Source organism: Saccharibacter sp. 17.LH.SD, assembly GCF_009834805.1.
GTDB lineage: Bacteria > Pseudomonadota > Alphaproteobacteria > Acetobacterales > Acetobacteraceae > Saccharibacter.
The window spans coordinates 204722-230034 of sequence record NZ_WVHO01000012.1; the positions used below are offsets into that span (position 1 = coordinate 204722).

The 25313-nt window shown below is 48.8% G+C and carries 28 protein-coding genes and 1 other RNA gene; 21 read left to right on the plus strand and 8 right to left on the minus strand.

Annotated features, from left to right (window positions below):
• Positions 1-53 precede the first annotated feature (53 nt).
• From GS501_RS09510 to dld, 9 genes are all read left to right on the plus strand, one after another.
• Positions 54-659 carry a RecX family transcriptional regulator gene (locus GS501_RS09510; RefSeq protein ID WP_160831617.1) on the plus strand — a complete coding sequence of 202 codons (606 nt, stop codon included), beginning with the start codon at positions 54-56 and terminating at the stop codon, positions 657-659.
• A gap of 118 nt (positions 660-777) precedes the next feature.
• Complete coding sequence (locus tag GS501_RS09515) at positions 778-1212, plus strand: CHAP domain-containing protein (RefSeq protein WP_370517991.1); 435 nt, start codon at positions 778-780, stop codon at positions 1210-1212.
• 84 nt (positions 1213-1296) lie between these two features.
• Entirely contained in the window at positions 1297-1560 is a 264-nt protein-coding gene (locus GS501_RS09520) for a twin-arginine translocase TatA/TatE family subunit (protein ID WP_160831618.1), read from the plus strand.
• Positions 1561-1604: 44 nt separating this feature from the next.
• Positions 1605-2540: a bifunctional riboflavin kinase/FAD synthetase gene (locus GS501_RS09525; RefSeq protein WP_160831619.1), complete on the plus strand. Its 936-nt coding sequence runs from the start codon at positions 1605-1607 to the stop codon at positions 2538-2540.
• A gap of 70 nt (positions 2541-2610) precedes the next feature.
• Positions 2611-5463: an isoleucine--tRNA ligase gene (ileS, locus tag GS501_RS09530; protein WP_160831620.1), complete on the plus strand. Its 2853-nt coding sequence runs from the start codon at positions 2611-2613 to the stop codon at positions 5461-5463.
• The gene (gene lspA / locus GS501_RS09535) at positions 5460-5978 is read left to right on the plus strand and encodes a signal peptidase II (protein ID WP_370517988.1); all 519 of its coding nucleotides are present in this window, start codon (positions 5460-5462) and stop codon (positions 5976-5978) included. Before ileS ends, lspA begins: the two co-directional genes overlap by 4 nt.
• A gap of 59 nt (positions 5979-6037) precedes the next feature.
• Positions 6038-6589: a DUF3035 domain-containing protein gene (locus GS501_RS09540; RefSeq protein ID WP_160831621.1), complete on the plus strand. Its 552-nt coding sequence runs from the start codon at positions 6038-6040 to the stop codon at positions 6587-6589.
• A 31-nt stretch (positions 6590-6620) separates the two neighbouring features.
• On the plus strand, positions 6621-8528 hold the full coding sequence (gene mutL / locus GS501_RS09545) for a DNA mismatch repair endonuclease MutL (RefSeq protein ID WP_160831622.1): 1908 nt from the start codon (positions 6621-6623) through the stop codon (positions 8526-8528).
• 94 nt (positions 8529-8622) lie between these two features.
• Complete coding sequence (gene dld / locus GS501_RS09550) at positions 8623-10326, plus strand: D-lactate dehydrogenase (RefSeq protein WP_160831623.1); 1704 nt, start codon at positions 8623-8625, stop codon at positions 10324-10326.
• Here dld and GS501_RS09555 read toward each other — a convergent pair.
• From GS501_RS09555 to GS501_RS09565, 3 genes are read right to left on the minus strand one after another with little or no spacing between them, the layout of a single operon-like run.
• Complete coding sequence (locus GS501_RS09555) at positions 10323-10883, minus strand: DUF1643 domain-containing protein (RefSeq protein ID WP_160831624.1); 561 nt, start codon at positions 10881-10883, stop codon at positions 10323-10325. The genes dld and GS501_RS09555 overlap by 4 nt on opposite strands.
• A gap of 4 nt (positions 10884-10887) precedes the next feature.
• Positions 10888-11442, minus strand: coding sequence for a peroxiredoxin (locus GS501_RS09560; RefSeq protein ID WP_160831625.1), 555 nt, complete (start codon positions 11440-11442; stop codon positions 10888-10890).
• A gap of 12 nt (positions 11443-11454) precedes the next feature.
• A complete protein-coding gene (locus GS501_RS09565; RefSeq protein WP_160831626.1) occupies positions 11455-12693 on the minus strand; it encodes a lytic transglycosylase domain-containing protein in 1239 nt (412 codons plus the stop codon).
• A 377-nt stretch (positions 12694-13070) separates the two neighbouring features.
• On the opposite strand from GS501_RS09565, the gene GS501_RS09570 reads away from it, so the two are divergent.
• Positions 13071-13289 (plus strand): hypothetical protein, encoded by a 219-nt coding sequence (locus tag GS501_RS09570; RefSeq protein WP_160831627.1) that lies wholly within the window; start codon positions 13071-13073, stop codon positions 13287-13289.
• Positions 13290-13373: 84 nt separating this feature from the next.
• A complete protein-coding gene (locus tag GS501_RS09575) occupies positions 13374-14237 on the plus strand; it encodes a hypothetical protein (protein WP_160831628.1) in 864 nt (287 codons plus the stop codon).
• Between the two features lie 60 nt (positions 14238-14297).
• Here the strand turns inward: GS501_RS09575 and GS501_RS09580 are convergent, their stop codons facing one another.
• The 3 genes from GS501_RS09580 to ssrA all read right to left on the minus strand — a co-directional run bounded on the left by GS501_RS09580 (position 14298) and on the right by ssrA (position 16415).
• A complete protein-coding gene (locus GS501_RS09580; RefSeq protein ID WP_160831629.1) occupies positions 14298-15371 on the minus strand; it encodes an AbrB family transcriptional regulator in 1074 nt (357 codons plus the stop codon).
• Positions 15372-15392: 21 nt separating this feature from the next.
• Positions 15393-15962, minus strand: a complete 570-nt coding sequence (locus tag GS501_RS09585) for an SspB family protein (RefSeq protein ID WP_160831630.1) — start codon at positions 15960-15962, stop codon at positions 15393-15395.
• Between the two features lie 126 nt (positions 15963-16088).
• Positions 16089-16415, minus strand: a transfer-messenger RNA (tmRNA) gene (gene ssrA, locus GS501_RS09590).
• Between the two features lie 86 nt (positions 16416-16501).
• Here ssrA and thyX point away from each other — a divergent pair.
• Together thyX and GS501_RS09600 are read left to right on the plus strand one after the other, a co-directional pair.
• Positions 16502-17413, plus strand: a complete 912-nt coding sequence (gene thyX / locus GS501_RS09595; RefSeq protein ID WP_160831631.1) for an FAD-dependent thymidylate synthase — start codon at positions 16502-16504, stop codon at positions 17411-17413.
• Positions 17414-17438: 25 nt separating this feature from the next.
• Complete coding sequence (locus GS501_RS09600) at positions 17439-17711, plus strand: hypothetical protein (RefSeq protein ID WP_160831632.1); 273 nt, start codon at positions 17439-17441, stop codon at positions 17709-17711.
• 18 nt (positions 17712-17729) lie between these two features.
• Here the strand turns inward: GS501_RS09600 and fbaA are convergent, their stop codons facing one another.
• Positions 17730-18824, minus strand: coding sequence for a class II fructose-bisphosphate aldolase (gene fbaA, locus GS501_RS09605; RefSeq protein WP_160831633.1), 1095 nt, complete (start codon positions 18822-18824; stop codon positions 17730-17732).
• Positions 18825-19102: 278 nt separating this feature from the next.
• On the opposite strand from fbaA, the gene GS501_RS09610 reads away from it, so the two are divergent.
• From GS501_RS09610 to rimI, 4 genes are read left to right on the plus strand one after another with little or no spacing between them, the layout of a single operon-like run.
• The gene (locus GS501_RS09610) at positions 19103-19666 is read left to right on the plus strand and encodes a NifU family protein (protein ID WP_160831634.1); all 564 of its coding nucleotides are present in this window, start codon (positions 19103-19105) and stop codon (positions 19664-19666) included.
• A gap of 4 nt (positions 19667-19670) precedes the next feature.
• Positions 19671-20264 carry a malonic semialdehyde reductase gene (locus GS501_RS09615; RefSeq protein WP_160831635.1) on the plus strand — a complete coding sequence of 198 codons (594 nt, stop codon included), beginning with the start codon at positions 19671-19673 and terminating at the stop codon, positions 20262-20264.
• Complete coding sequence (gene tsaB, locus GS501_RS09620; protein WP_160831636.1) at positions 20255-20920, plus strand: tRNA (adenosine(37)-N6)-threonylcarbamoyltransferase complex dimerization subunit type 1 TsaB; 666 nt, start codon at positions 20255-20257, stop codon at positions 20918-20920. Before GS501_RS09615 ends, tsaB begins: the two co-directional genes overlap by 10 nt.
• Positions 20921-20937: 17 nt before the next feature.
• Positions 20938-21381, plus strand: a complete 444-nt coding sequence (rimI, locus tag GS501_RS09625) for a ribosomal protein S18-alanine N-acetyltransferase (protein WP_160831637.1) — start codon at positions 20938-20940, stop codon at positions 21379-21381.
• Here rimI and GS501_RS09630 read toward each other — a convergent pair.
• Entirely contained in the window at positions 21362-21604 is a 243-nt protein-coding gene (locus GS501_RS09630) for a sulfurtransferase TusA family protein (RefSeq protein ID WP_160831638.1), read from the minus strand. The genes rimI and GS501_RS09630 overlap by 20 nt on opposite strands.
• A gap of 107 nt (positions 21605-21711) precedes the next feature.
• Between GS501_RS09630 and GS501_RS09635 the strand changes: the two genes are divergently transcribed.
• From GS501_RS09635 to lnt, 4 genes are all read left to right on the plus strand, one after another.
• Positions 21712-22119 (plus strand): MucR family transcriptional regulator, encoded by a 408-nt coding sequence (locus GS501_RS09635; protein ID WP_160831639.1) that lies wholly within the window; start codon positions 21712-21714, stop codon positions 22117-22119.
• 95 nt (positions 22120-22214) lie between these two features.
• A complete protein-coding gene (locus tag GS501_RS09640; RefSeq protein ID WP_160831640.1) occupies positions 22215-22748 on the plus strand; it encodes a Fur family transcriptional regulator in 534 nt (177 codons plus the stop codon).
• 103 nt (positions 22749-22851) lie between these two features.
• Complete coding sequence (locus GS501_RS09645) at positions 22852-23682, plus strand: GNAT family N-acetyltransferase (protein WP_160831693.1); 831 nt, start codon at positions 22852-22854, stop codon at positions 23680-23682.
• Positions 23683-23735: 53 nt separating this feature from the next.
• Positions 23736-25208 carry an apolipoprotein N-acyltransferase gene (gene lnt / locus GS501_RS09650; protein WP_237442510.1) on the plus strand — a complete coding sequence of 491 codons (1473 nt, stop codon included), beginning with the start codon at positions 23736-23738 and terminating at the stop codon, positions 25206-25208.
• The last annotated feature ends 105 nt before the right edge of the window (positions 25209-25313 follow it).

The following is a 25313-nucleotide window of genomic DNA, read 5'->3' on the forward strand; positions in this document are numbered from 1 at the left end:
CCCTATGAGCATTGTGGAAAATAGCGGGGTGAGAAAGGAGCATAGAGTATCATATGGTAGAAATCCCTCCTGTCCCTGATGAAACACGTTTGCGTGAGGCGGCATTGGCTCATTTGGCGCGTTTTTCAACAACACGCCAAGGCTTGCGGGTGGTGTTACAGCGGCGTGTGAAGCGCTGGGGTGTGCGAGCGGTGCGTGCTGGGTTGAGCCGTGAAGCTTTTGAAGCCCATGAGCAGGATTGCTTGTCGCTTATTGATCAGATTGTGGCGAGTATGGAAGGGCTTGGAGCTGTGGATGATGCCGGTTTCTCTAAGTCACGAGCGCGCAGCCTAACGCGTTCTGGGCGTTCCCGTCGGGCTGTAAAGGCGCATTTGTTAGCCAAAGGGGTAGATGTTGAGACGGTTCAACAGGCTGTTGATGAAAGCTTGGGGGAGGTTGCTGATGAAACGGGTCAAGAAACGGAACTCGTTGCCGCCCTTGTCTTCGCTCGTAAACGGGGAGTAGGGCCGTTTCAGCGGCCAGGTCAACCAGAAAAAGATCGTTATAAAGTGCTGGCCATTTTTGCACGTAATGGTTTTTCACAACATATTGCTCATAAAGTGCTTTCCATGGATTATGAGACTGCTGATGAGATGATATTAGCATGTCGTGCTTTATAGGCTTCTTAAAATAAAGAACGTTTAGGAGGTTCGTCTCGCTTTGTGTGTGAGATCTGAAGACAAAGGTCGTTGCGTCTCATCAAGGATTATTCATCCAGCGATGGAACGTATTGTGGTCATGATGACGTTTCTCTTTATAGCGGGATGTGCGAATCCGTTTGGAGGAGGCAGTTATAATGGGCCTGTGCAGTGTGCTCCTTATGCACGTCAGGTGAGTGGTATCAACCTAAGAGGGGCTGCTGCTAGTTGGTGGTGGCAAGCAAAAGGGCGTTATCGGCGTAGTCATCAGCCTGTTCCGGGAGCTGTATTGGTATTTCGTGCGACGCGGCGTGTGCCGGACGGTCATGTGTCGGTCGTTAAGCGGCGCGTTTCAGAGCGTCGTATTTTGGTAGACCAGGCCAATTGGGTGCCTGGGAAGATCGAGCATAGTGTGGTTGTCGAAGATGTTTCTCCAACCTCTGACTGGACACAAGTACGCGTCTGGTGGGCCCCTTCTGATGTTTTAGGGAGGAGGATTTACGCGACCTATGGTTTTATTCTTCCCAATCGTTAGACTAGGGACATCATGGGTAGGGGTTGCACAATTGTTAAACCCTTGCCACATGGAGAGAGCCTTGACCTTTCGGAGTATGACCCTATGGGCAGCATGAGTATCACACACTGGATTATTTTCGGCATTGTCGTGCTGGTGCTGTTCGGTGGTGGCGGCAAAATTAGCAGTTTGATGGGTGATTTCGCGAAGGGAATTAAGTCCTTTAAGAAGGGAATGGCCGAGGACGATACGCCTCCATCCCCTCCTAAGCCAGACGAACGTCTTTCGGCTCCGCCGTCTGGGGCTTCTTCTACAGGGCAGCAAGATGCCCGTATGGCAGAAGAAGATCCAGCACATCGGCCGCGTTAATGAGACATAGCTAAAGATATATTCTGCCGGGCATCGATTATCCTATGACGCTTTATACCAATTGGCCCGCGGTGCCTGCCGTCGCTCGTGGCAACGCTGTTGCATTAGGCAACTTTGATGGTGTGCATCGGGGCCATGTGCATCTTTTGCAGAGTGTGCGTATGGCGCGGCCTGATTGTGCTCTCGGTGTTGTCACATTTGATCCTCATCCAAGAGCATTTTTTCGTCCCCAAGATCTGCCATTTCGTTTGATGCGCCCAGAGGTACGGGCGCGCGTTCTGGCGGAGCATGATGTCAAACATGTTGTGCAGATCCCATTTAATGAAGCTTTTTCTCATCTTGAGGCACGGGCCTTTGTACAAGATGTGTTGGTGAATGGGTTGAATGTGACGCATGTTGCTTGTGGGGCAGATTTTGCCTTTGGGCATCGTCGAGGCGGGGACGTCGCGTTGCTCGAAGAGCTGCTGAGCGAGTATGGCGTGGGGGTCAGTGTTGTCCCTCAATTATCCGATATTTCTGGGCCAATATCATCAAGTCGGATTCGCCGTTTGTTGCAAGAGGGGTATCCCGAGCGGGCAGCAGAATTGTTGGGGCGTGAGTGGTGTATCGTTGGTGAAGTTGTACCGGGTGATCAGCGTGGACGTTTGTTAGGATTCCCAACGGCGAATATTGCTCTTGGAATACATTTAGAGCCAGCTCGTGGTGTCTATGCTGTTCGGGTGACCTTGCCAGATGGGCGTGTGATTCCAGGGGTAGGGAATGTCGGGCGTCGTCCAACCATCAATGATGGGAAAGAAAGCCGATTAGAGGCACATCTCTTTGATATTGATGAAGATTTATACGGTCAAACGCTTGAAGTGGCCTTGGTTGAGCTTCTGCGTGAAGAAAAACGTTTTAATGGGCTAGATGAGTTGAAAGCACAGATAGCCTGTGATGCTGTGCAAGCGCGTAAGGTTTTAGAAGACCGATCTCCGGTCTAGGACTTGACCCGATAGGCCGCCTCTCTCCATATGGTCAGGCTTTTTCGTTCTGGAGACCGGCCGTTTATCCATGTCAGACCCTGTAGAAAAGATTGATTCGACGTTTCGTGAGCAGCAAGATCGTTATCGTGAGAGCGTATTCTTGCCGAAAACATCATTCCCCATGCGTGGGAATCTTCCCAAACGTGAGCCTGAGATGCTGCAGCGCTGGGCTGAGATGGGGCTTGATGAGAAAATCTTAGAAGCTGGTCGCAAACGGAATGCGGTTTTTACGCTGCATGATGGTCCTCCTTACGCGAATGGGCATATCCATATTGGTCATGCCCTAAACAAAGTGATGAAGGACGTCATTAACCGGGCTCAGCGTATGAGCGGTTATCAAGTGCGTTATATGCCGGGTTGGGACTGCCACGGCCTTCCTATTGAGTGGAAAGTGGAAGAGCAGTACCGCAAGGAGGGGAAGGATAAGGATGCTGTTCCTGTTCTTCAGTTCCGGGCAGAATGTCGCAATTATGCTGCTAAGTGGGTTGAAGCTCAACGTGATGACTTCAAGCGGATCGGCATTCAAGCGGAGTGGGCCAATCGTTATGTGACGATGGACTTTTCGTCAGAAGCGAAAATTGTCGAAGAAATTGGTAAATTTCTATTGAATGGACGTCTTTACCGTGGGCTAAGGCCCGTGATGTGGAGCCCCGTTGAAAAAACAGCTTTGGCAGAAGCTGAAGTAGAATATCATGATGTAAAATCCACGACACTTCATGTTGCTTTTCCGATTGTGAAAGATCCTACAGCGGACGGTATTTTACGCGATAGTTCTGCGGTAATTTGGACGACGACACCTTGGACCATTCCTGTGAACAGGGCTTTGGCAGCCGGTCCAGAGATTCTCTACTCTGTTATTAAAGTGACAGGGAAGAAAGAAGATAGTCAGCTTTCAGAAGGGGCTAAGCTGATCATTGCGCAAGAGCGTTTGGAGGCGTTCGCCGCCGAGGCGGGGATGACATCGTGGGATGTTCTCCATACGCTTCCAGGTCAGGCGTTAGAGGGGAGCGTATTTGCTCATCCACTTCGTGGGCGTGGGTATGATCACGATGTGCCGATGCTGATGGGGGATTTTGTTACCACCGAAGCGGGTACTGGTCTTGTTCATATGGCCCCAGCTCATGGGCAGGATGACTTTCTGCTTTGCCGCGCTCATGGGATAGAAATTACAGAGTTGGTTCAGGATAATGGTACGTATGTGCCATGGATGCCTGAGCTAGCCGGTGTGCATGTTTTTAAAGCGACTGATCCGGTTTGCGCACTTTTAGTGCAAGCGCGTGATGCTGGTGCTGAAAAAGGCCTAGCCGTAGGGCTTATGGCGCGTCATGTGATTGAGCATTCATATCCCCATTCTTGGCGTTCTAAAAAGCCAATTATTTACCGGGCGACACCGCAATGGTTTATTGCGATGGAGTCTGAGGATGGAGAAGGATTGCGAGACCTGGCTCTGCGGGCATTGGAAAAGGTTGAGTTTGTCCCGGCGAGCGCTCGACGTCGCTTGACGACGATGGTCGCACAGCGACCTGACTGGTGCATTTCACGTCAACGCTCTTGGGGCGTGCCGATCGCTATTTTTGTTGAAAAGAAAACAGGGCAGGTCTTGCGTGATCCTGAGGTGATGGCACGTGTCGTGTCTCTTTTCCAGGAACGTGGAGCGGATGCGTGGTACGATATGGACCCATCCTTCTTCTTGGGAGAAGGACGTAATCCAGAAGACTATGAGCAAGTTTTTGATATTGTCGATGTTTGGTTCGAAAGTGGTTGCAGCCATCGCTTTGTTCTCCATCAAGAAGGGATGAATTATCCAGCAGACTTGTATTTAGAAGGGTCTGATCAGCATCGCGGTTGGTTCCAGTCTTCATTGCTGGAGAGCGTAGGGGCCTCTGGAGAATGTTCCTATAAAGCCGTTGTGACCAATGGTTTTGTGCTGGATGGTCAAGGGCGCAAAATGTCCAAATCATTGGGCAATGTTATTGCGCCGGATGATGTGTCTAATAAGCTGGGAGCTGACGTTCTACGGCTATGGGTTCTGAATTCTGATACGCATGAGGATTTGCGGATCAGTAATGATATTCTCAAGCAACAAGGTGAATTGTATCGCCGTTTGCGTAATACGCTGCGTTGGTTGCTCGGGGCGTTAGATGGTTTCTCCGAAGAAGAGAAAGTGCCTTATGAGGAGCTCCCTTCTCTTGAGAAATATATCCTTCATCGTTTGACGGATGTTCATCATCGTTTGGCCGATGCTGTGAAGACCCATCAGTGGAATGGTGTTTATCCATTATTGCATGGTTTCTGTAATAATGACTTGTCAGCATTTTACTTTGATATTCGCAAAGATTCCATTTACTGCGATGGGGTGATGACGCCAGTCCGTCGTGCATCGCGGACAGTATTGGATATTCTCCACCGAGCGCTTTCAACATGGCTTGCTCCTGCTTTGGTCTTTACGGCGGAAGAATCTTGGCAGGCTCGTTTTGGGGAGAGCGAAAGTGTGCACTTACAAGCTTTCTTTGTTCCTGATACGTCATGGCATGATCCGGACCTCGATAAATTGTGGGAAGGGTTACGTCAGACGCGTCGTCGTGTGACAACGGCTTTGGAAGGTGCTCGCCGTGAAGGGGAGATACGGGCTTCTTTAGAAGCGCATGTAGACCTTCCTCTTTCTGAAGAAGAGCTTGCCCAAAGTGACAAGATTGATTGGGCAGAGCTCAGTATTGCGTCTCAGGTTACAGTGCATAAAGGTCACGCCGGAGATGAGGTGCGGATACGTCCTGCAGAGGGCGATAAATGCGCACGTTGTTGGCGTGTTTTACCGGAAGTCGGTGACAATAAAGAGCACACCCATCTTTGTTTGCGGTGTGTTAGTGTAGTTGACGCATGATGATGACACAAAGTGCAGCTCATCAAAGAAAAGATGGATTTGTGAAGGGGCGCCGTTTGGGGTGTCTCGTGTTGGTCCTTGTTTTGTTAGCGGACCAACTGAGCAAACAATGGATTCTTTATGGGTTAAAACTTCCGGAAAAGGGAAGCGTTGCCATCTTACCATGGTTGAATTTTACCATGGTATGGAACCATGCCGTAACATTTGGTATGTTCGGGGGACATAGCCCGTCGGTCTTTATTATTGTTTCGTTGATGGCAGTAATTGCCCTATGTGTCGTTTTAATACGCAGCCGCCGACTATTGGTGAGTTTAGCGTGCGGTGGTATCATCGGCGGGGCATTGGGGAATGTCATTGACCGTTTGCAATATAAGGCGGTGGTGGACTTCCTTCATTTCCATGTGGCGGGATGGTCGTGGTATGTCTTCAATATTGCAGATTCTGCGATCGTCTGCGGTGTTGGGTTGTGGATTTTAGATTCCTTTTTGGCGGATCGACGAAGAAATCGTTCCTAAAGGAATATGTCTGAAAAGCTTGCTCAGTTGGCTATAGGAACGATAGGAATAAGAACCTTATGAGTGCAGTGCGGAAACCTGTCATGTGGCGTTTTGCTCCTTCCGTTGTCCGTTTTGGGTTACAAGCTGGCGTAGTGACGGCCTTTGCTTTGGCATTAACCGGTTGTTCTGGTAGTGATGTCGTTCGCGGTTTTGGTTTGCATCGTTCTACACCTGATGAATATACGGTGACGACGCGAGCACCGCTTTCTATGCCGCCTTCTGAAATTTTGGCATTGCCTGGTGCGGCGAATGCCAATCGCCCTGATGAAAGCCCACGTATGCAGGCGTTGGAGACATTGGCCCCAGATGTCGCGTTGCATCCCATGCAGGGTGACCCAAGCAGTGGGCAGACGACGTTGGTGCATAATGTTGATCGCGCCGCGCACGCTCCTGACAATGCAGAGTTAGGGGATGCAGACGTTGGGTTTGTGAATAGTTTGATGTTCTGGCAGGGTGGACATGCTGGCTCCGTGGTAGATGGAGAAGCAGAAAATCAACGTATTCAGAATGATAGTGCCCTAGGTCATCCATTTAACTATGGTGCAACGCCAACGATGCGGGGGCATTGATTTTCCCCTTTGATAGGGAAAGGGTTGCTGTGTGATACGGTCAACAATTCGTCGTCTTTCGAATCATGTCGTGGACTTGATTGCCGCAGGTGAGGTTGTTGAGCGTCCGGCAGCAGCTCTAAAGGAACTTGTTGAGAATGCTCTGGATGCCGGAGCGACGCGCTTGGAAGTCGCGCTGCGAGAAGGTGGTTCTGAGAGCATTGATGTGACCGATAACGGTCAGGGTATTACACATGATGAACTGCCTTTAGCCGTTGAGCGTCATTGTACATCAAAGTTGCAGGGTGATGACCTTGTTCATATTCGAACCTTAGGGTTTCGAGGTGAAGCCCTGCCTTCTATCGGCGCGAGTGCACGTCTTTCTATAACATCTCGAACAAAAGATTCTGATACCGCATGGTGCATTAGAGTCGAGGGTGGAACAGTGCATGCGCCTACGCCTGCGCCCGGAGAAATCGGGACACGTGTGGTGGTGAGAGATTTGTTTTTTGCCACACCGGCGCGACGAAAATTTTTAAAAAGTGCTCGGGTTGAGGGTAGTCATGCTGAAGCTGTGATGCGTCGTGTGGCTCTAAGCGCTCCACATTGTGCCATATCTTTCCACATGGAAGGACGGGAAATTTTCAATGTTCCTGCTCAGACATTGAAAGAACGTGTGGCAATTATGCTCGGAGTGGCGCAAGACACATTGCTGGAAGTCGATGAGCAGCGCGGGAAAATGCACTTGTCTGGCTTTGTGTGTGGCCCAGGGCATACAAAGGCAACGGGGTCAGGGCAGTTTTTGCTCGTGAATGATCGCCCTGTCACAGACCCTGTCTTACGCACTGCCGTTAGGGTGGCTTATCGCTCTGTTATTGAGAAAGGGCGCTTTCCTGTCTTGTTGTTACATTTACACGTACCGCTTGATCGTGTGGATGTTAATGTTCATCCGGCTAAAACGGAACTTCGCTTCGCAGATGAGGGGGAAGTCAGGGCTTTTGTCATCGGAGCGGTAGGGCGTGCTTTAGCGCGTGGTGCGGGTGAAGGTGGGGGAATCCATGCTGATCTAGCAATGATCAGTCGATCAGTCTCACCTTCTGTAGAGACAACGAAGCCAAGTAAAAAGAAGGAGGAGGCTTCTCATATTGGCCGTGTTGGTGAACGTGGTGATTGGGATTTGGGGTTTGCACCATCCGTTCGTCGTTTTGATGCGTCCGTAACGTCGCCGTCTTTTTCAGGTTTGTCGGAAGCTTCTGCCTCTTTTGGTCGTTCGGTGAAGGGAATGGATGAGCTTGTTTTCGCTCATGATGGGGGGATAGAGGATGAGGAGGCTGAAGAGGTAGAAAAGCCGCAAAAAATAGCCTCTCTTGGTGTTCCGATTGGACAAATTCACGATACCTATATTGTTGCCCTTGCTCCAGATGGGGATCTTATCTTGGTGGATCAACATGCTGCGCATGAGCGCTTAACGCATGAGCGTCTACGCCGTCGCTTTCAGGGCGGGCATGTGAAGGCACAGGCCTTGTTATTGCCTGAAGTCGTAGATTTAGCGCGTCACGAGATGGAGGCACTCCTCCCATATCAAGAAGAGCTATCGCATTTTGGGCTAGAGATTGAGCCTTTTGGGGAAGGGAGTGTCATGGTGCGTAGTATCCCATCCCCGTTAGAAAAAAGTGATGTTGAAGCTCTTATACGCGATATTGCTGAAGAGCTTGCGCAAGATCCGGAGCTATCAGCACGGCAGACAGATAGTCTTGATGGTCGTTTCGAGGGTGTTGTGGCACGCATGGCATGCCATGGTAGTATTCGTGCAGGACGTCGTCTTAAGCGTGAAGAGATGGAAGCTTTATTGCATGACATGGCTCAGAATCCCCGAGCCAATACGTGCCCACATGGGCGTCCTACGTGGCTACGTCTTAACAGGGACGCATTAGAAAAGCTTTTTGGCCGAACAAAATAGTGGAACCCTAGCTGTTGCTCCCCAGAAATGGGGCGTGCTGTGCATTTGCTATGGTGCAATATGCAGATGATAGTGTTGGAAAGAGAGGTTTCTAATGACGAATATGATATGCGATCTTCGAGGTATTGTAGGACGGCGTCACGTCCTGACCTCGGAAAATGCGACATATCGTTTTCGTAAGGGGTTTCGATTTGGGCTTGGAAAGGCTGAAGCTGTAGTTGTTCCTGGATCCCTGATCGAGTTATGGCGCGTTGCTCAATGCTGTGCAAAGGCCAATTATATCCTCATTATGCAGGCGGCTAATACGGGTTTGACAGGGGGATCATCTCCAGATGGGGAATATGACCGTCCAGTTGTTATTGTTAGTACGTCTCGCTTGAAAGGTATTTATTTATTAGGGGGTGATGGTCGGCAGGTCGTTTGCTTACCTGGTGCTTCGCTCTATGAGTTAGAAGGAATTTTGGCCCCACTAGGGCGGGAGCCGCATTCCGTTATCGGTTCGTCCTGCATAGGTGCTTCTGTTTTAGGTGGGATTAGCAATAATTCTGGTGGGTCGCTTGTTCAACGTGGCCCGGCTTTTACAGAGATGGCTTTGTTTGGGCAAGTGGATGCTCAAGGTGAGTTGCATTTGGTAAATCACTTGGGGGTGAAGCTTAAAGGTGCTCCTGAAGATATTCTACGTGCTGTAGAAGCAGGAACATTTTCACCAGATGATGTTGAGTGGTCGACAGGGCGTGGGCATGACGTAGATTATGTGACGCGTGTCCGTGACGTAGAGGCTGATACACCCGCACGATTTAATGCAGATCCAGATCGATTATATGAAGCATCAGGATGTGCAGGTAAATTGATTGTTTTTGCTGTGCGTCTTGATACATTTCCGGCTGAGAAAGAAGCTGTTACTTTTTATATCGGAACGAATGATACCGATACATTAGAGGATCTACGGCGGGCTCTCCTGACAAAGTTTGATGAGCTGCCCATTGCTGGTGAGTATTTGCATCGAGATGCATTTGACATTGCTGATCGCTATGGAAGAGACACGGTTGCGATTATTCGCTTAATGGGAACGCGTTATCTTCCATTCTTTTTTGCAATGAAGGCGCGGATGGACGTTCTTTCACAGCGTTATTCGTGGCTGCCTGATGCGTTCGGAGATCGAATGTTGCAGCTGATGAGTCGTTTTATGCCAAGTCAGGTGCCACAGCGGCTTAAAGAATATCACAAACGGTATGAGCATCATTTGATGCTGAAAGTATCTGGCACATTGGCAGAGACGGTACGTCCTTGGTTGAAGAGCTTTATGGCTCAGAAGGATTCAAGTGACTTTTTTGAATGTACGGCGCATGAAGGGAAATTAGCCTTCTTGCATCGTTTTGCAACGGCCGGGGCTGCGGGGCGTTACAATGCTGTGCATCGTAAACAGACGGGCGGCATGTTAGCGTTAGATGTCGGTTTGCGCCGTAATGACCGGCAGTGGTTTGAAAAACTACCCTCTGCAATAGATGAAAAACTGGTCGTCAAGCTGTATTATGGGCATTTCCTGTGTCATGTGATGCATCAGGATTACGTGGTAAAACGGGGTGTCAACCCAGTGGCTGTAGAGCATGCAATGTGGCCAGAACTAGATAAACGTGGTGCACGTTATCCTGCCGAACATAATGTAGGGCATCTTTACAACGCACCAGACTCGACAAAGGTGCATTTCCAAAAATTGGACCCTTGCAATTGTTTGAACCCTGGGATTGGTCGTTTGACGCGTCGTAAAAACTGGGTTGCAGAAAGTGCTTTCTCTTAACGCACTTCATCAAGTGTGAGAGGTGTTGGTGTTAATGTCGAGGGTAAATAGAGTGGGTGCTCTGGGCGTTGGCCTTTACGGCTGAGGCGTAGAGCACTGACGATATAACCTGCTTTTGCCAGGAGCCGGGCGGCTTCTGGCCCTCGGGCGCGCAATTCTTTTGCTTGAGGTGTCCCATAGGCAAGGACAATTTGATCGGCTTCTTTAGCCATTTCTAATAAATAATGGTCATTTTGGGGGCCGATTGGGTCAGGAACCTCTAAAAGCCGTTTTTGATCAGTGCAGCGGTAAGCGAAGCTATTACCGACGAGCATTCCCCCATACCCCCAGGCGCGGGCATAACGCTGGCATTTTGCAACGCTACGGTCATCGCCTATTTCTGTTGCGACGGAGGGATTCATCATAAGCCACATGATGTAAGGGCGTTTGGTATCCCAGACACGTTTGAGAGTGTAGCGGTAGCAATCACCAGGCCCATCATAAACGGCAGTGCTGATCACATCGTCTCCAAGGCGGAGTGGTTTAGCGGATCCGACGTGATGTAGCTTTGGAGGCATTGCTTTACCGTGTGTGATCGTGAGTATTGAGGCGTTTTATGGCGTTTAGCGTACGCTCAACATGTTCGTCTGGGTCATTATTGGTGTAGCTCATGACGATGGTCCCATTTGGGGCAATGACATAAGATGTACGGTTCGCTCTTTTTTGGAGATTGTCTCGGGCATCATATGTCGTGGTTATTGTTCCGTTGGGATCCTCGGCGACGGGGAAAGTGCTGCGACATTCACTAACAGAGAATTTCTTTAAGGTTTCGATAGGGTCTGTTGAGACACCAATCACACTTGCTCCTAAGCTTTTATAATGAGGGATTGCTTCGGCGAAGTCATGGGCTTCCACAGTACAGCCTTTGGTAAAGGCGGCTGGGTAAAAATAGAGGACGACAGGGCCTTTTTTGAGAGCGTCTTTGAGATGGTAAGAAAATTCATTTCCGCCTTGGCTAGCCATGGTTGTGAAGTCAGGTGCCTGAGCACCAACCGCAAGGGAAGCATAAGCGTGAGATGAGGCAACACTGGCAAGTATAGCTGTGCAGAATGAGAGCTTTGCGAAGAGATTCTTCATGATTTTTAAACCTTAGAAATGGGCTGTAGGGGATAAAGTGATGCAGGGGGATACACCCGAAAGCCTATGACATATAGTCGTTGCTTGCTGATGTGAAAGCCCCGTAAAGCGAGCTCTGTAAAGTTGTCTATGGCCTAATTTCACAGGGAGAATAAGCGTTTTCCCTTGCTGTGCGATGGAGCTGATAATGTGATGGATGGTAAGAGCAACGGTGTGTGCTTGCTGACGGGTTGCGTAACTTCCAAGTTGTACGCCCCAATTATACTCTGTCGCTGAAGGTATATCGCTGACACGCCCATGATGAGAGACGGGATAGGCTAGGGGAATTGAACGAATATGGACGGTTTCGTCGTCACTTGATGAGGTAGGAGGCCTGCGGTGAGGCATTGTTGGTGGTGGAGATTGTTTAAATCCACGAGCCGCCCATGCGGCGGCTGTGGCGGATCGTGTTGATCCGGTAAATGAGGCGGAAGGGGCAGGCATTGCTGAAGGTTTGAAGCCCCGTGCAGCCCATGCATTGCTTACAGATTGGCTCTCTGATGTATTGTCGGGTGTGACGTAGTCACCAGTTGTGTCATCTGTCCCATCGCTGGCGGTATTAGTATGAGCGGTGGGATCATAGCGAGCGACGATAAGATCATTTTGTGAGCGGTGCCGTGGCCATATCCCAGCAATATGGGGTGCAATGGCTGCGACGTAATTGCGGGTCTCTCGAGGGAGAGCGTGGTTTTGGCGGAGATAACGATCAATGCTGCCAGGGCCGTCATTATAGGCAGCCAAAAACCCGGGAGACCCATAAATGTCATACATCTGACGGATGTAGGCTGTGCCTGCTAGAATATTGTCGCGCGGGTTATAGGCATCAGGGCCCAATCCATATTGGGTGCGGAGGTCATCGTAGGAGGGAGGCATAATTTGCATCAACCCCATGGCGCCCGGGACAGAGGTGATAAAGTGGCCATTATGGTCAAAAATGTGGCCGCCAGATTCCTGGTGCATAACGGCGCGTATCCATGCTTGAGGTACGTCAAAACGGTCCGATGCTTCCTCAATATAGGGGCCCCATGGATCATTTGGAGGGCCCGGGGGAGCGTAATATGCACGTGCTTGTGCTTGGTAGTTTTGTTGTTCCTCAACAACAGGAAGACCTGGTCCGGAAGGCGGTGTATTTGTTGCGCAGGCAGCTAAAAATCCGGCAAAGCCCAAAGGGATAATGGAGCGTAACGGATAGTGACGCGATATCAAGGGCATGAGAGGGAAAGCTCCTGAGGAAATAGAGTAACTTTACGCTGCACGAATGGCCATATCATGGCAGAGGGAATTTTGTCATGCGTGGCACAGGGAGAATCAGGAGGCCGAGGATTTAGAGAAGAGAAGGGATAGCTGAGAAAAAGAATAAAGTCTCTTGGGTAAATAGACCAACTTAGTTATATAGTGAAAAATGATATTAGTTTCATACTGTTGTTATGGTGACGTAGAGCGAGTTGTCTTATCGATTCTGTTGGGTTGAGTAGATGGTATCGTACATCGCTGCAGGATGAAATTTCATTGTCGTCGAGTATAGCCGTTCGCATGTCAGTTGTGACTGTTGAGTGTGTTGTATCGTGTTTGTACATAGAGGAGAGACCATGTCTTACGCAGCAATTGATGCGGGAAGGGTCGCAAAGGCTGCCGGTGCAGCATTAAAGACGTTGGAAATGACTCCAAGTGATTCTGAAGCTCATCAGCGTAAGACAATTATGGTTGAGCGGATTCGGGCTCTTGCACTTGCAGCGGCGGACACGCAAGGTGGGGGGGTTATCACCCTGACGTCAGAAGAGTTTTGGCTGATCTCGAATAATTGGTAATTTCTTTTTAATGTAATGAAAAGATAGTTCGCTCATTTTGATTAATGGGCTTCTGTTGAGTTCTGGGTACTGGGGACGCTGGGCATGAAGTGGTTTTTTGCAATTACGGAGCAGACGCTCTCCAACGATCCGGATCATGGTTTTATTGACTGTATCCGTGTCGCTGTCCGTTCGGCACGGGAGAATACGACATTGCTCCCGCATATGGTGTTTGATGGGCAGGAGTGCGATTTTACGCGTGAGATGCGGGAAATGGGTGTGACGGTTATTTTCCATCGCATCCATTTTTACGATCGTTTGCATGAGGCACAGCGTCGTCAAAAACCCGAATGGCCTAATTACATGCAGACGGCAGCTGGCGCGTTTATGCGGCTTGATTTGCCTTTGATAGAGAAAGAAGATCAGTTCGTTTTATACACGGATTGTGATGTTCTTTTCATGCAGGACCCTAATGTTGAGTTCTGTCGTCCGGAGATTTTTGCGGCTTGTGGGCAATTTGGAGCCCAAGATTATTATACAGATATGAATTCAGGGGTCATGGTTTTGAACCTTGAGCGTATTCGTAATGATCTGCCGGCAATGGTCGATTTCTTGTGTGATAATCTTTATCATATCTCGGGTTATGATCAGGAATTGTTGCGGATATTCTATAATGCGCAATGGAGTCCATTGTCGGCTCGCTTTAATTGGAAGCCTTATTGGGGTGTCAATGATGATGCGGTCATCGTGCATTTCCATGCGGGAAAGCCTCCGGCTGCGCGCCGTCTTTTAGATGATCCTGCTTATCGTGAGCATGATCCGGTCTTCCATACATGGCGTCACTGGTTCTTCCAGAATCCGGCGGGGTATGCTCATTACGTTCCCCGTTGGGAAGAATTTTTGCGTATGAGCACAACACCGCCGGCGGATACGGCAAACGAGTTTGATGCCATGCGTGAAGGTGAGTAACGCGTAGTTGCTCTGATAAGATGTAAAAAGGCCCGGGCACTGAACCCGGGCCTTTTTTGTTTAGGAGGATTTTGCTTTTTTGTGGCGCTCTAACCATCTCCCTAATGGGCGTGCGATGGTTGGGCCGAGCAGTAAGACAGCAACCATTCGTGCGGCTTGTAGTGAGATAATGAATGGAAGTGCAATTGGCACATTAGCACTGATAATAATAATGGTATCTAGCCCACCAGGGCTTGTTGCCAGATAAGCGCTGAGAAGGTCGATATGGGCTAATTTGGCCATGGGAAGGGCTAAGAAGGCGCATGCTATGACGAGAATAAATGAAGAAAGTGCGATTGCTGGTAGTGAGCGTAATGCATAGTGGAGCACAGGGGCTGTAAAACGGGCACCAATATTCCAGCCGATAATCATATAGGCCGGAACGCGTAGCCATAGTGGAGCACTGATATGAAAGAAGCCGCTTAATTGAGCAAATGCGCCCAGGAACATTGTGAGAAGGAGGGGCGCTGCGGGTAGACGTAATCTTGGAACAAGAAATATGGTAGTAATAATGAGGAGCAGGGTGGGGATTAAGTCACCATGCGCAGGGGAGGGGAAATTACTTCCCGTATGATGGTTCCCACCAACATAATAGGCAACAATAGACGTTGTTAGTGCGACTAAAATTACCCGAAAATAAAGCATAAAAGCGGTTAAGCGTGTATCGGCCCCAAAGGAACCGCAGAGCAACACCATTGTCGAAGCTGCTCCGGGAGATGTTCCCCAAAGAGCGGTTGTTCCTGGCATAACGCCAAAATAAGCTAATAGTGCTCCAATGCCGAAGCTCATTATGATGACGGAGAAAACACCGAAAGCCATGAGTGGCCAATAATGTATAAGGTTGTGCAGAATAGAGAGGGAAAAACCATTAACAACCTGGCATGCAAGTATTGCTTGTGCTAGGGAGAAAAATACCCCTTTTAAAGGTACATTATGGCCATTGACTGCCATAACAATGGCAGCAATCATGGGGCCTAGCATTAGGCCTGCAGCAACATGAAGTCCTAAAAAGACGCTAGTAATAAGTCCAGACAGGAACAAAAGCATTATCCAGCGTGATGTCGCTGGATAATGCTTAAAAAAATATTTGACCATGAGTAAGATTATGTTGCCGTGTTATTCATCACTCCCATTATGATTGGGAGGTGTGTTTTCCTTACGGAATGCGGCGAGGCTCACGACTTCCGCTTCTTTTGGCTTTTCTTCAGAAGGTGATTGTTCTCCATCCCGTGGCGCAGAAAAGTGATGAAGTTCAGCTGGAGATGAGTGCTCTGAAAGATTGTCTTGTTCGACATCCTCTAATGTTTCTGGAGGAGAAAAGCGCAGTGCGAGCTGCATATGTGGGTCTGCAAAAGCACTAATGGCTTTGAATGGGATGCGTAATGTGCTGAGTACGCCACCAAAGGACAGCCCAACAGAAAAAAATCCAGCTTTGCGGTTAATAGCAGGATGGTGGAACTGATGCTGGAGGACGATCGTCATTTCCTCAGGGTAGCGTTCCCTGAGGCGTTCAGGAATTTCAACTCCCGGATATGATGTCAGGAATGTAATGTAAAAATGATGCTCTCCAGGAAGGCCGTGCTGGCAAAGATAATCGAGGGCATTTATGACGACGCTGCGATGCGCTTCTTCCAGCCAACGGTCGTAAGGGAGCAAGCTTTCTGGTAAGGTGGGATCGTCGTTCATAGGTAAACCATGCTGTTTATCGTGATTACTTCAGGTCTGCGCTAGCCTGTAGTGAATGGCAAGATGCGGCAATAGTTCTTTGATGTTTTTCTTTAGTTTTTTGAAGAAAAACCATTTTATCAAGGAGGTGGGGGGCTTCTGTTGCCCGGTGCTCCCCCGAACCGCGCTTATCGCTACTTACGCAGCAACAGCGAGCACCTCAGAGTTATCATTGGCACTTATAGTGTTTTAGTCCGATAACGGTGGTACCATGCCGAGCAAAAAGTAGATCTTTACTATGCGTGTCGAGCCTGTTTCGTCCCCATAAAAACCACCTCTAGCAAGGCAGCATCTGGTGGAGACGCCGGGTACTGCCCCCGGGTCCACTACACCTATTCCATCTACCGTTTATCACCATAGTCAGGAGAACCTGACGGAGCTAAGGTAGTATCTTTATGGCATGCTTACAAGCGAGAAGAGATAGAATTTGGTAGAAAAAGAAGTTGGGAATTGATTGAGAACAGGTTATCTCCAGGGGGAAATGCATAGGAGAAGTCCCCATGGTCCTAACAGAGGAACAACGCGCTGAGATGATCGCTCAGCGGAATACGTCTCATATGACAGTTCGTCCAACTGTTCCGGCAATGGAGGCGCTGCTCTTTGAGCCTTTTAAAATATTAGATCATGGCTTCTTGCGTGTTGTTGATTATATGGGGGATGATGCTGCTGTTGTACAGGCGGCACGTGTCTCTTATGGAAAGGGTACACGGCGGACATCTGAAGATGCTGGGCTTATTCGTTATTTGATGCGGCATCGGCATTCAACGCCTTTTGAAATGTGTGAAATTAAGTTTCATGTGAAACTTCCTGTGTTTGTAGCGCGTCAGTGGATTCGTCATCGGATGGCGAGTGTGAATGAATATTCAGCACGGTATTCGGTGCTTGATCGGGAGTTTTACATCCCCGCAGAAGAACATATCGCCACCCAAAGTAAAACGAACAATCAAGGGCGGGGTGATGTTCTTGATCCAGAGGTGGCTCAAGAGGTGCGTGCTATTTTACAGCGCGATGCTCTGCAATGTTATGCCGATTATGAAGATATGCTAGACCCAGATGGGAAAGGGGTTGCGCGTGAGTTGGCTCGTATGAATCTGACGCTCAACACGTACACGCAGTGGTATTGGAAAATTGATCTTCACAATTTGATGCATTTTTTGGCATTGCGTGCTGATTCTCATGCTCAATATGAAATTCGTGTTTATGCGGAAAAAATGATAGAAATTTTACGCGCATGGCTTCCTCTCACAATGGCGGCTTTTGAGGAATATCGTTTGGGAGCGTATAGCTTCTCAGCCGGTATGTTGAGGGTGTTGCGCCGTCGTTTAGCTGGTGAAACTGTCACACAAGAGAATTCAGGCTTAACCAAGCGTGAATGGTCTGAAATGACTGCTATTTTGGAACGTGATGCGTGACTGGAGAGAGGGAGAAGCCTAGATCATGAGTGATTGGGACCAGTTATTGCAGGAAGGACGCGCTTTCCAGAGAGAAAAGGGCATTGCGCCGCCAGCTGTGCGTCCGCCTTCGATGGTGCCATGGGTTGTGTTAGCGGGTTTGTTGGTAGCCGTTTCTTTGGGGATTGAGTTGTTCTGGCCATTGCCAGGACATCAAGGGAGTTTACCCGTTTGTCAGCCTTCTCAAGCGGCCTCAAAGTCGTGTCAAAAGGTGACAACGCCGACCTCTTCTGTAGAAGAAGCAAAGGGAAGGGAGTAGGGACAAGCACACTATATTTTAGGAGTGCGCTATCGTTTTTCCTTCTGATTGAAGAGTGACAAAAGCTACGTTGAGGCGCTCAACAAGTTTCTTCTCTCCAGCACGTAACCATTGACGTGGGTCATATTGTTTTTTGAAGGGCTGTCCCGTATCGGGACAAACTTGATGGGCAAAGGCAGCTGCATGGTGGTGGATATAGTCGCTGGCACCTTTTGCAAAAGCAAATTGCGTGTCCGTGTCGATGTTCATTTTAAAAACGCCGTAAGAAACGGCTTCATGGATTTTGTCTTTCTCAGAGCCTGAGCCGCCGTGAAAGACGAAAGAGAGTGGCTTCGGCTCCCCATGAGCATAGTGGGAAACGAGCTCTTGAGAAGCTTTTAGGATTTCTGGTCGGAGCTTAATATTTCCTGGTTTATAGACGCCGTGTACGTTTCCAAATGACGCGGCTATTGAGATGGCTCCGAGTGGAGAGAGGCGTTTCCAGGCGGCTAAGACATCGGCAGGTTGAGTGTAGAGTGCTGGGTCGTGCATGCCATTGTCATGAAATGCTTTTCCAATTCCATCTTCTTCTCCCCCTGTAATGCCTAACTCAATTTCCAGGCCGATTCCAAGTGGGGCAAGGCGTCGAAGCATTTTTTCAGCCTCAGAGAGGTTGCATTCAAGGGGTTCTGTAGAAAGATCGAGCATATGGGACGAGAAAAGAGGTCGTCCTGTCTGAGTATATTCGGCGTGGTTAAATGTAATAAGGTCGTCTAACCACGGAATGAGGGAGCGGTCTGCGTGATCTGTGTGGAGGATGACGCAAATACCGTATTCTTTTGCAAGAGTGTGTACGTGGCGAGCCATAGCAAGGGCTCCCAATGAGCGTGCGCGATGGGCGTCTTTCAGACCCATACCGCCATAAAATTGGGCTCCACTGCCTGAAATTTGTATGACAATATCTGACTTATTAAGAGCGGCCGCCTCGAGTACAGCATTAACCATATTCGAGCATGTTACGTTAATGGCTGGGAGAGCATAGCCACCCTGTCGGCATGCATTCAGTAGAGTAAGGTAGTCCTCACCAACAACAACACCTGGAGGAATCTTTGTGAGTGCAGAGGCGCAAGGCATGGTCGTCTCATTTATATTAAGCATAAGTTAGAGTGTGATGAGCCCGTTTTTTGGTAAGGGTAGCGGCATACTCCGTGTGCCACGGATGGATGTGACGGTCTTGTGTGAAAATAACAAGAGACAAGCATGGAGATTTTTCGAGTTACGACGGAGATGTGCCATAATACCATGACAGAGAGTAAAAACAGGACTTGTTGAGTCCTAAAATATGTTATGGCCTATTGCACCCAGGTTATAGAAATGGGTGATGTGACAGTGATAGCTAAAGGTAGGGGACTATGCTGATAGAAACGGAAGATACACCTAATCCAGCAACACTGAAATTTTTGCCGGGACGGCCCGTAATAGGGGAGCTTCCGCCAGTGGACTTTGCGGGTTTGGAGGCTGTGGAAGGGCGGTCAGCTTTGGCTGAGGCCTTGTTTGGGCTGACAGAAATTCGTCGTGTTTTCCTTGGAAGCGATTTTGTTTCGGTGACGAAGGATGATGCGATTGCATGGTCTGATGTGAAGCCACTCGTTTTAAGTGTGTTGACCAAGTTTTTTGAATCTGGAAAAGAGCCACTCAGCCAAGCGGTTAAACAGCCGGAAGCTATTATTGAACCAGAAGACAAAGAAGTCGTTGAGCGTATCCGTGAGTTGTTAGATACACGTGTGCGCCCTGCTGTAGCAGGAGATGGTGGTGATATTGCGTTTCGTGGATACAAGGATGGTATTGTTTTCCTAACGATGCAGGGGGCGTGTTCAGGGTGTCCATCGTCGCGCGCGACATTACGCCACGGTGTAGAAAACATGCTGCGTCATTATGTGCCAGAAGTGGTCGGTGTTGAAGCAGTAGAGGAGTAGTTTTATGGCGACGCAAGATACATCACCCCTTGAAGAGCTCTTTACGGTGCACCGTACGGCGCGAGCATTCGCGTCGCGCCCGGTAGAAGAGGATGTGCTGCGTCGTTTATACGATTTGGTGAAGATGGGGCCGACTTCTGGAAATTGTTCTCCGGGACGTTTTGCCTTTTTGAAGACCGAGGATGCAAAAGAGGGACTGCGTCCGGCTCTTTCTGTAGGGAATGTTGAGAGGACCTTGTCGGCGCCTGTAGTTGCTATTGTTGGGCATGATCCTTTGTTTTTTGAGCAGCTTCCTCGTTTAGGCAGTGTCTCGGGTTTGAGAGATTGGTTTGCGGCGGACGTAGGATTGAGCGAAGAGACGGCGTTTCGGAATGGTACGTTGCAGGGGGGATATCTCATTTTAGCGGCACGTATGTTGGGGCTGGCCACATTGCCTATGTCCGGGTTTGATTCCTTGATGGTGGAAGAGCGTTTTCTTCGCCAACAGGGATGGCGTGCTAATTTTCTTGTTGCGCTGGGATATCCGCAAGAGAATCCTGCAGAGGAAATGGAGCGTTTACCCAAGCTGAATTTCGAAGAAGCGTGTCTATGTTTGTGATTCCCAAAAACTCGTTAATTTTGAATGGGGCAGGTGCAGGAAAGGGACAAAGCAATCTCGTAGCGCTCTTAGAAGAAGATAAGGTGATTGCTTCCCACATTATGGCTGGACGTGGGGCTTCAGAGCGGTTTGCTCCGATGGTCAGAGAGATGCTGTCTGATGCAGGGTGGACAAAAACGCCGGAGTGGGTTGTTGCTGTTGTCGGTCCTGGGTCTTTTACTGGGTTAAGGGCGTCTTTATCTCTTGCTGCGGGATTGGTGAGGGGCTGGTCTTGTCGCGGTATCGGTGTCCGATTAGGCGATGCGATTCGAAAGACTGTTAAACGTGATGATGTCACTATTTTGTGCTTGGCGCGTCGCGGTCGGGTATTTGTGGATGAGCCTCAGAGTCCTGTTTATGCGTTGTCCGTTGATGATGTGAGGAAACGACACTGGTCCGCTGTTGCGGGTGATGCTGTCGTTGGAAGTGATGCCCTGCCGGAATTAACGGCTTGGGTTCAAGAGAAAAATGTGGAGTGTGTACCCTGTGTAGCGCCGGACGCCAAAGGTATTTTCCTTGCGGCAGAATGCTGTGAAACATTGGCGTTGACGCCATTGTACGTGGACCCTCCAGAAGCGAAACCTCCGGCTGGAGGCCTACGGCCTGTTCCAGTATAAATTGAAAGTATAGCTGCGTGACCATTCAGGTGGACGTTGTGGGAAGGGAAGCCGCTTCTGTTATGGCGGGACTTCATCGGGAGTGTTTCACAAGAGAAGAAAGCTGGGACACACGGTCTTTTGCACAACTTTTGTCGTCTCCTGGCGTTAAGGGGTGGGTTGCGCGTGATGGTATGGACCTATTGGGATTGCTTTTGGTGCGTTTTGCCGTCGATGAGTGCGAAGTATTGACGCTATGTGTCCATCCATCCGCCCGCCTTCGGGGGATAGGCCGGATGTTGATGAGTAATTTTCTAGAAATAAGCCAGGCACGGCAAAGTATTATTTTTCTAGAGGTGAGTATTCATAACAAGGTCGCTCAGAAGCTTTATAGTAGTTTAGATTTTAAGAATGTAGGTTACCGACCACGTTATTATGCAGATGGTTCAGATGCTATCGTGCTCAGTTTTTCCGAAAAATAATAAAATAAACACCTCCTAACGTAGGATGGGGGTTCTGAATTAAAACAGAGTGCTGAAGTGTATTAAGAAGTGTTGTGATGTTTTCGAGTGCTTCAAGACCGTGTAGCTGGATTTTAGAAACAGCTCCTACTGGAAGTTGATCAATATGTAATCGTACTTGGACACTGCTCATCGGGCATAAAAAGTGACGTACATCAAGGAGATGGCATATTTCTTCTGTCATGATAGTGATATTTTTATCCTTAGTTTACGATTAGAGGGTTTTTTTCTTGTGACTTCTTGCCTACATCGGCTAGAAGATGGCTTGAATTGTGTGGAGATAGTTATTGTATGTCGTCAGAGTCTGATTTTCCAGGTCTTCGTCAGCTCACGGCACAAATTGTGACCGCTTATGTAGGCAGTCATGATGTTGCCGCCGAGGCTTTACCGGACCTCGTGCGTTCTGTGCATGCCGCGCTTTCAGGCGCAGGGGCTCCGGTTGAAGCTGTTGCTGAGAAACCCGTCCCAGCGGTTCCTCCGCGTAAGTCTGTCTTCCCAGATTACATTATCTGCTTAGAAGATGGGAAGAAGTTAAAATTGTTACGCCGTCATTTGAAGACGGCATACAATATGACACCGCAGGAATATCGTGAGCGCTGGGGCTTGCCACCAGAATACCCAATGGTAGCACCAAATTACGCGAATCATCGGTCTTCTTTGGCGCGTCGGATTGGTTTGGGGCGTCGTCGCGAGGACTGATTTGTCAAAAGGCGTTAGGGACAAAAGCATCATGTGCTTTTGTCCTGCTTTTTTGGGGTTGGTCAAATCAGTTCTTGGTCGGATAGAACCTTACTATGGCGGTAGTTACGAAACATACGAAACGTCCCAATCCATCTTCTGAGCAAGTGGTGGGTGATTCACCGATTGCGCGTTTGTGTGTAAAAAGTGGCCTTAAGATGACGGGGCAACGTCGCGTTATTGCCCATGTTCTCTCTGAAGCTGAAGATCATCCCGATGTTGAGGAACTGTATCGGCGTGCGTCCGCGCTTGATGATCGTATTTCGGTGGCAACAGTTTATCGAACTGTTCGGTTGTTAGAAGAGCGTGGGATACTTGAGCGGCGAGATTTTGGTGGTGGACGTGCACGTTATGAAGCGAGTGAGAATGGTCACCATTATCATTTAATAGACATTGATAGTGGTAAGGTTATTGAGTTTGAAAACGATGAGTTGGTAAATTTGCTAGCGCAGATTGCGGCTAAGCTTGGTTTCGATCTTGTATCACATCGCGCGGAATTGTTCGGACGTCGTAGAGAGGGAATTACATCAGAGGTGGGTGATACGGGAGAGGAAATGGTGAAGACTGTCTCCCCTACAAAGAAAGGGTGAGTGATTGTCTATGACCGGCAATACTGCGCATAAAACATCGGATTCTTTAGTATCTGTTCAGCAGGATGATCGTCTTCTGAGTAGTGAGGCGACGCGGAGAAAAATGGATACGCTCGCGACGCTTGCCTTAGATCGGGAAGGTGGCTTTCAAGAGCTTCGCGGTGGATCACTTGGGGTACGTATCGCTAAAACAGAGGCGGAGATAGATGCTGCGCAAGCGTTGCGGTATCGTGTTTTCTTCGAAGAAATGGGCGCAAGGCCTGATGAAAAGGCTTTGCGGGCACGCCGTGATATTGATCCGTTTGATGAAGCTGCGGATCACCTTCTCGTTATTGATCATGATCGTTCGCCAGGAATAGAAAGTGTTGTTGGAACGTATCGTTTATTACGGTCAGATGTTGCTGCGCGGATTGGTGGATTTTATTCTGCTTCAGAATATGACATTTCGTGTTTGACGGATTTTCCTGGACGCTTGTTGGAAGTAGGGCGTTCATGTGTGGCTCCTGAGTATCGGGGCCGTGCTGTTATGCAGCTCCTTTGGAGAGGCATTGCCTCTTATATTTTCTTGCATCGTATCGACGTTCTTTTTGGGTGTGCAAGTTTATCGGGGACCTCTCCTGATAAATTAAAGGACGAGTTGACGTGGTTGTATCATAATCATCTTGCGCCTCCTGTATTGCGCGTTAAGGCTCTGCCAGAACGTTATGTTGATATGAGACGGGCTGATCCTGCTTTATTAGATCGGCGCCAATGTCTTAGTAAGTTGCCTCCCTTGATCAAGGGGTATCTTCGTTTAGGCGGATATGTGGGTGATGGTGCGGTTGTGGATCAACAATTTAATACGACCGATGTCGCCATTTTGGTGAAAAGTGAACTTTTGGCCGACAAATATTATCGCCATTATGAACGTCGCCTTAGGGATGCGCTAGATTAAAGGTGGGAATGGTTCCGGGCGCGTGGTGTTCATTTTCGGCTAAGAGCTGGAAATTGGCCTTTCTCCTGCTTCTCGCAGGAGCTTGTGCTGCTTTGGCGTTGCCACCCGTCTATCTGTTCCCCATTCTTCCCCTATCGTTGGGGGTGCTTTATCGAGCGGCAAGTGATGCGCCATCCATGCGATGGGCCGCTTTATGGGGGGGTGTATTTGGTATGGGGTTCCATACAGCGGGGCTGTATTGGTTAACCAATGCTATTTTGACGCGCGTTCACGATTTTTGGTGGGTTATTCCTTTTGCGGCTCCCGGCGTTGCCCTAGTCATTGCGCCATTGATCGCCATTCCTGCCATGGTGTGTCGTCTTGTAAGGCCGGGTTGGCCGCGTGTTTTTGTATTTTCTGGGGTTTGGTCTCTTTCGGATATGAGCCGAGCCTTAATATTCTCGGGTTTCCCATGGAATCCTCTTGGGAGTGCTCTGGAGTTGCCAGGGCGGGTAGGGGATATATTAATACAACCTGCAAGTGTGATTGGCGTTCACGGGCTGAGCCTGGTTTTAGTGTTGGCTTCATTGGCATTATGGCATGGACGGCGGGCCGTTCTGGCTGTGGCGTTGGGAAGCGTTTTATGGTGCGGCTATGGCATTTGGCGTCTTGATGTTGAAACGCCTTTGCCTGTTTCCAATCCCTATCTTGTATTAGCACAAGGGAATGTATCCGAGGATGATGTATTAGATCACGAGGATGCGCTTGATAATTTTCGCTCTTATTTACGGCTAACATCGGAGGGTGTCGCTAAGGCACACCGTAAGGTTAATGATCGGTCGATCGTTGTTGTGTGGCCTGAATCAGCATTTCCTGGTTTGCTGGATGAAGATATTTCAGCGCGTCAAGCAATGGCGATAGCGGCCGATGGAGCGCCTATTTTAGCGGGGTCTGATCGTCGCTCTCGCGGGTATTGGTATAATAGTCTTGAAGTTGTTAGTCCTGACGGAGATATAGAAGCGATTTATGATAAGAGTCGTTTAGTTCCGTTTGGGGAGTATCAACCTTGGATACTGCCATTTAACATTCTTCCAATAGTTTTGACGCCAGGGCCTGGGCTTGTAACGTGGGATCTGCCCCAAATTGGGCGCGTTGGACCGATGGTTTGTTACGAGATTATTTTTTCGGGGTCTGTCGTTAAGTCAGGTCAACGGCCTAATTGGCTTCTGACGATTTCAAATGATGCATGGTATGGGAATAGTGCTGGGCCACGTCAACATTTAGCAACAGGGCGGATGAGAGCAGTAGAAGAGGGACTTCCTGTTGTTTTTGCGAATAATAGAGGGGTTTCAGCTGTATATGACTCAAATGGCCACGAAACAATAAGAACATATTGGGGGAAAGAAGAAGTAGTCGATTGTTATATTCCTTCTCCAGGAAATAAAACATTGTTTTCATACTTTGGAAATGCAATAGATATTTTTATATCATTGATTTTTATTGTATTTCCCTTTATTAAGAAAATTAGAAACAATTATTACAAATAATAGAATTTTTCTTTTATTTATTTTGAAATAAACCATGGATTACTATAGAGTGATTTCAATATTTCCGATTGCGTGCGTTATCTTTCCTCCATCAGGGCTGGTCAA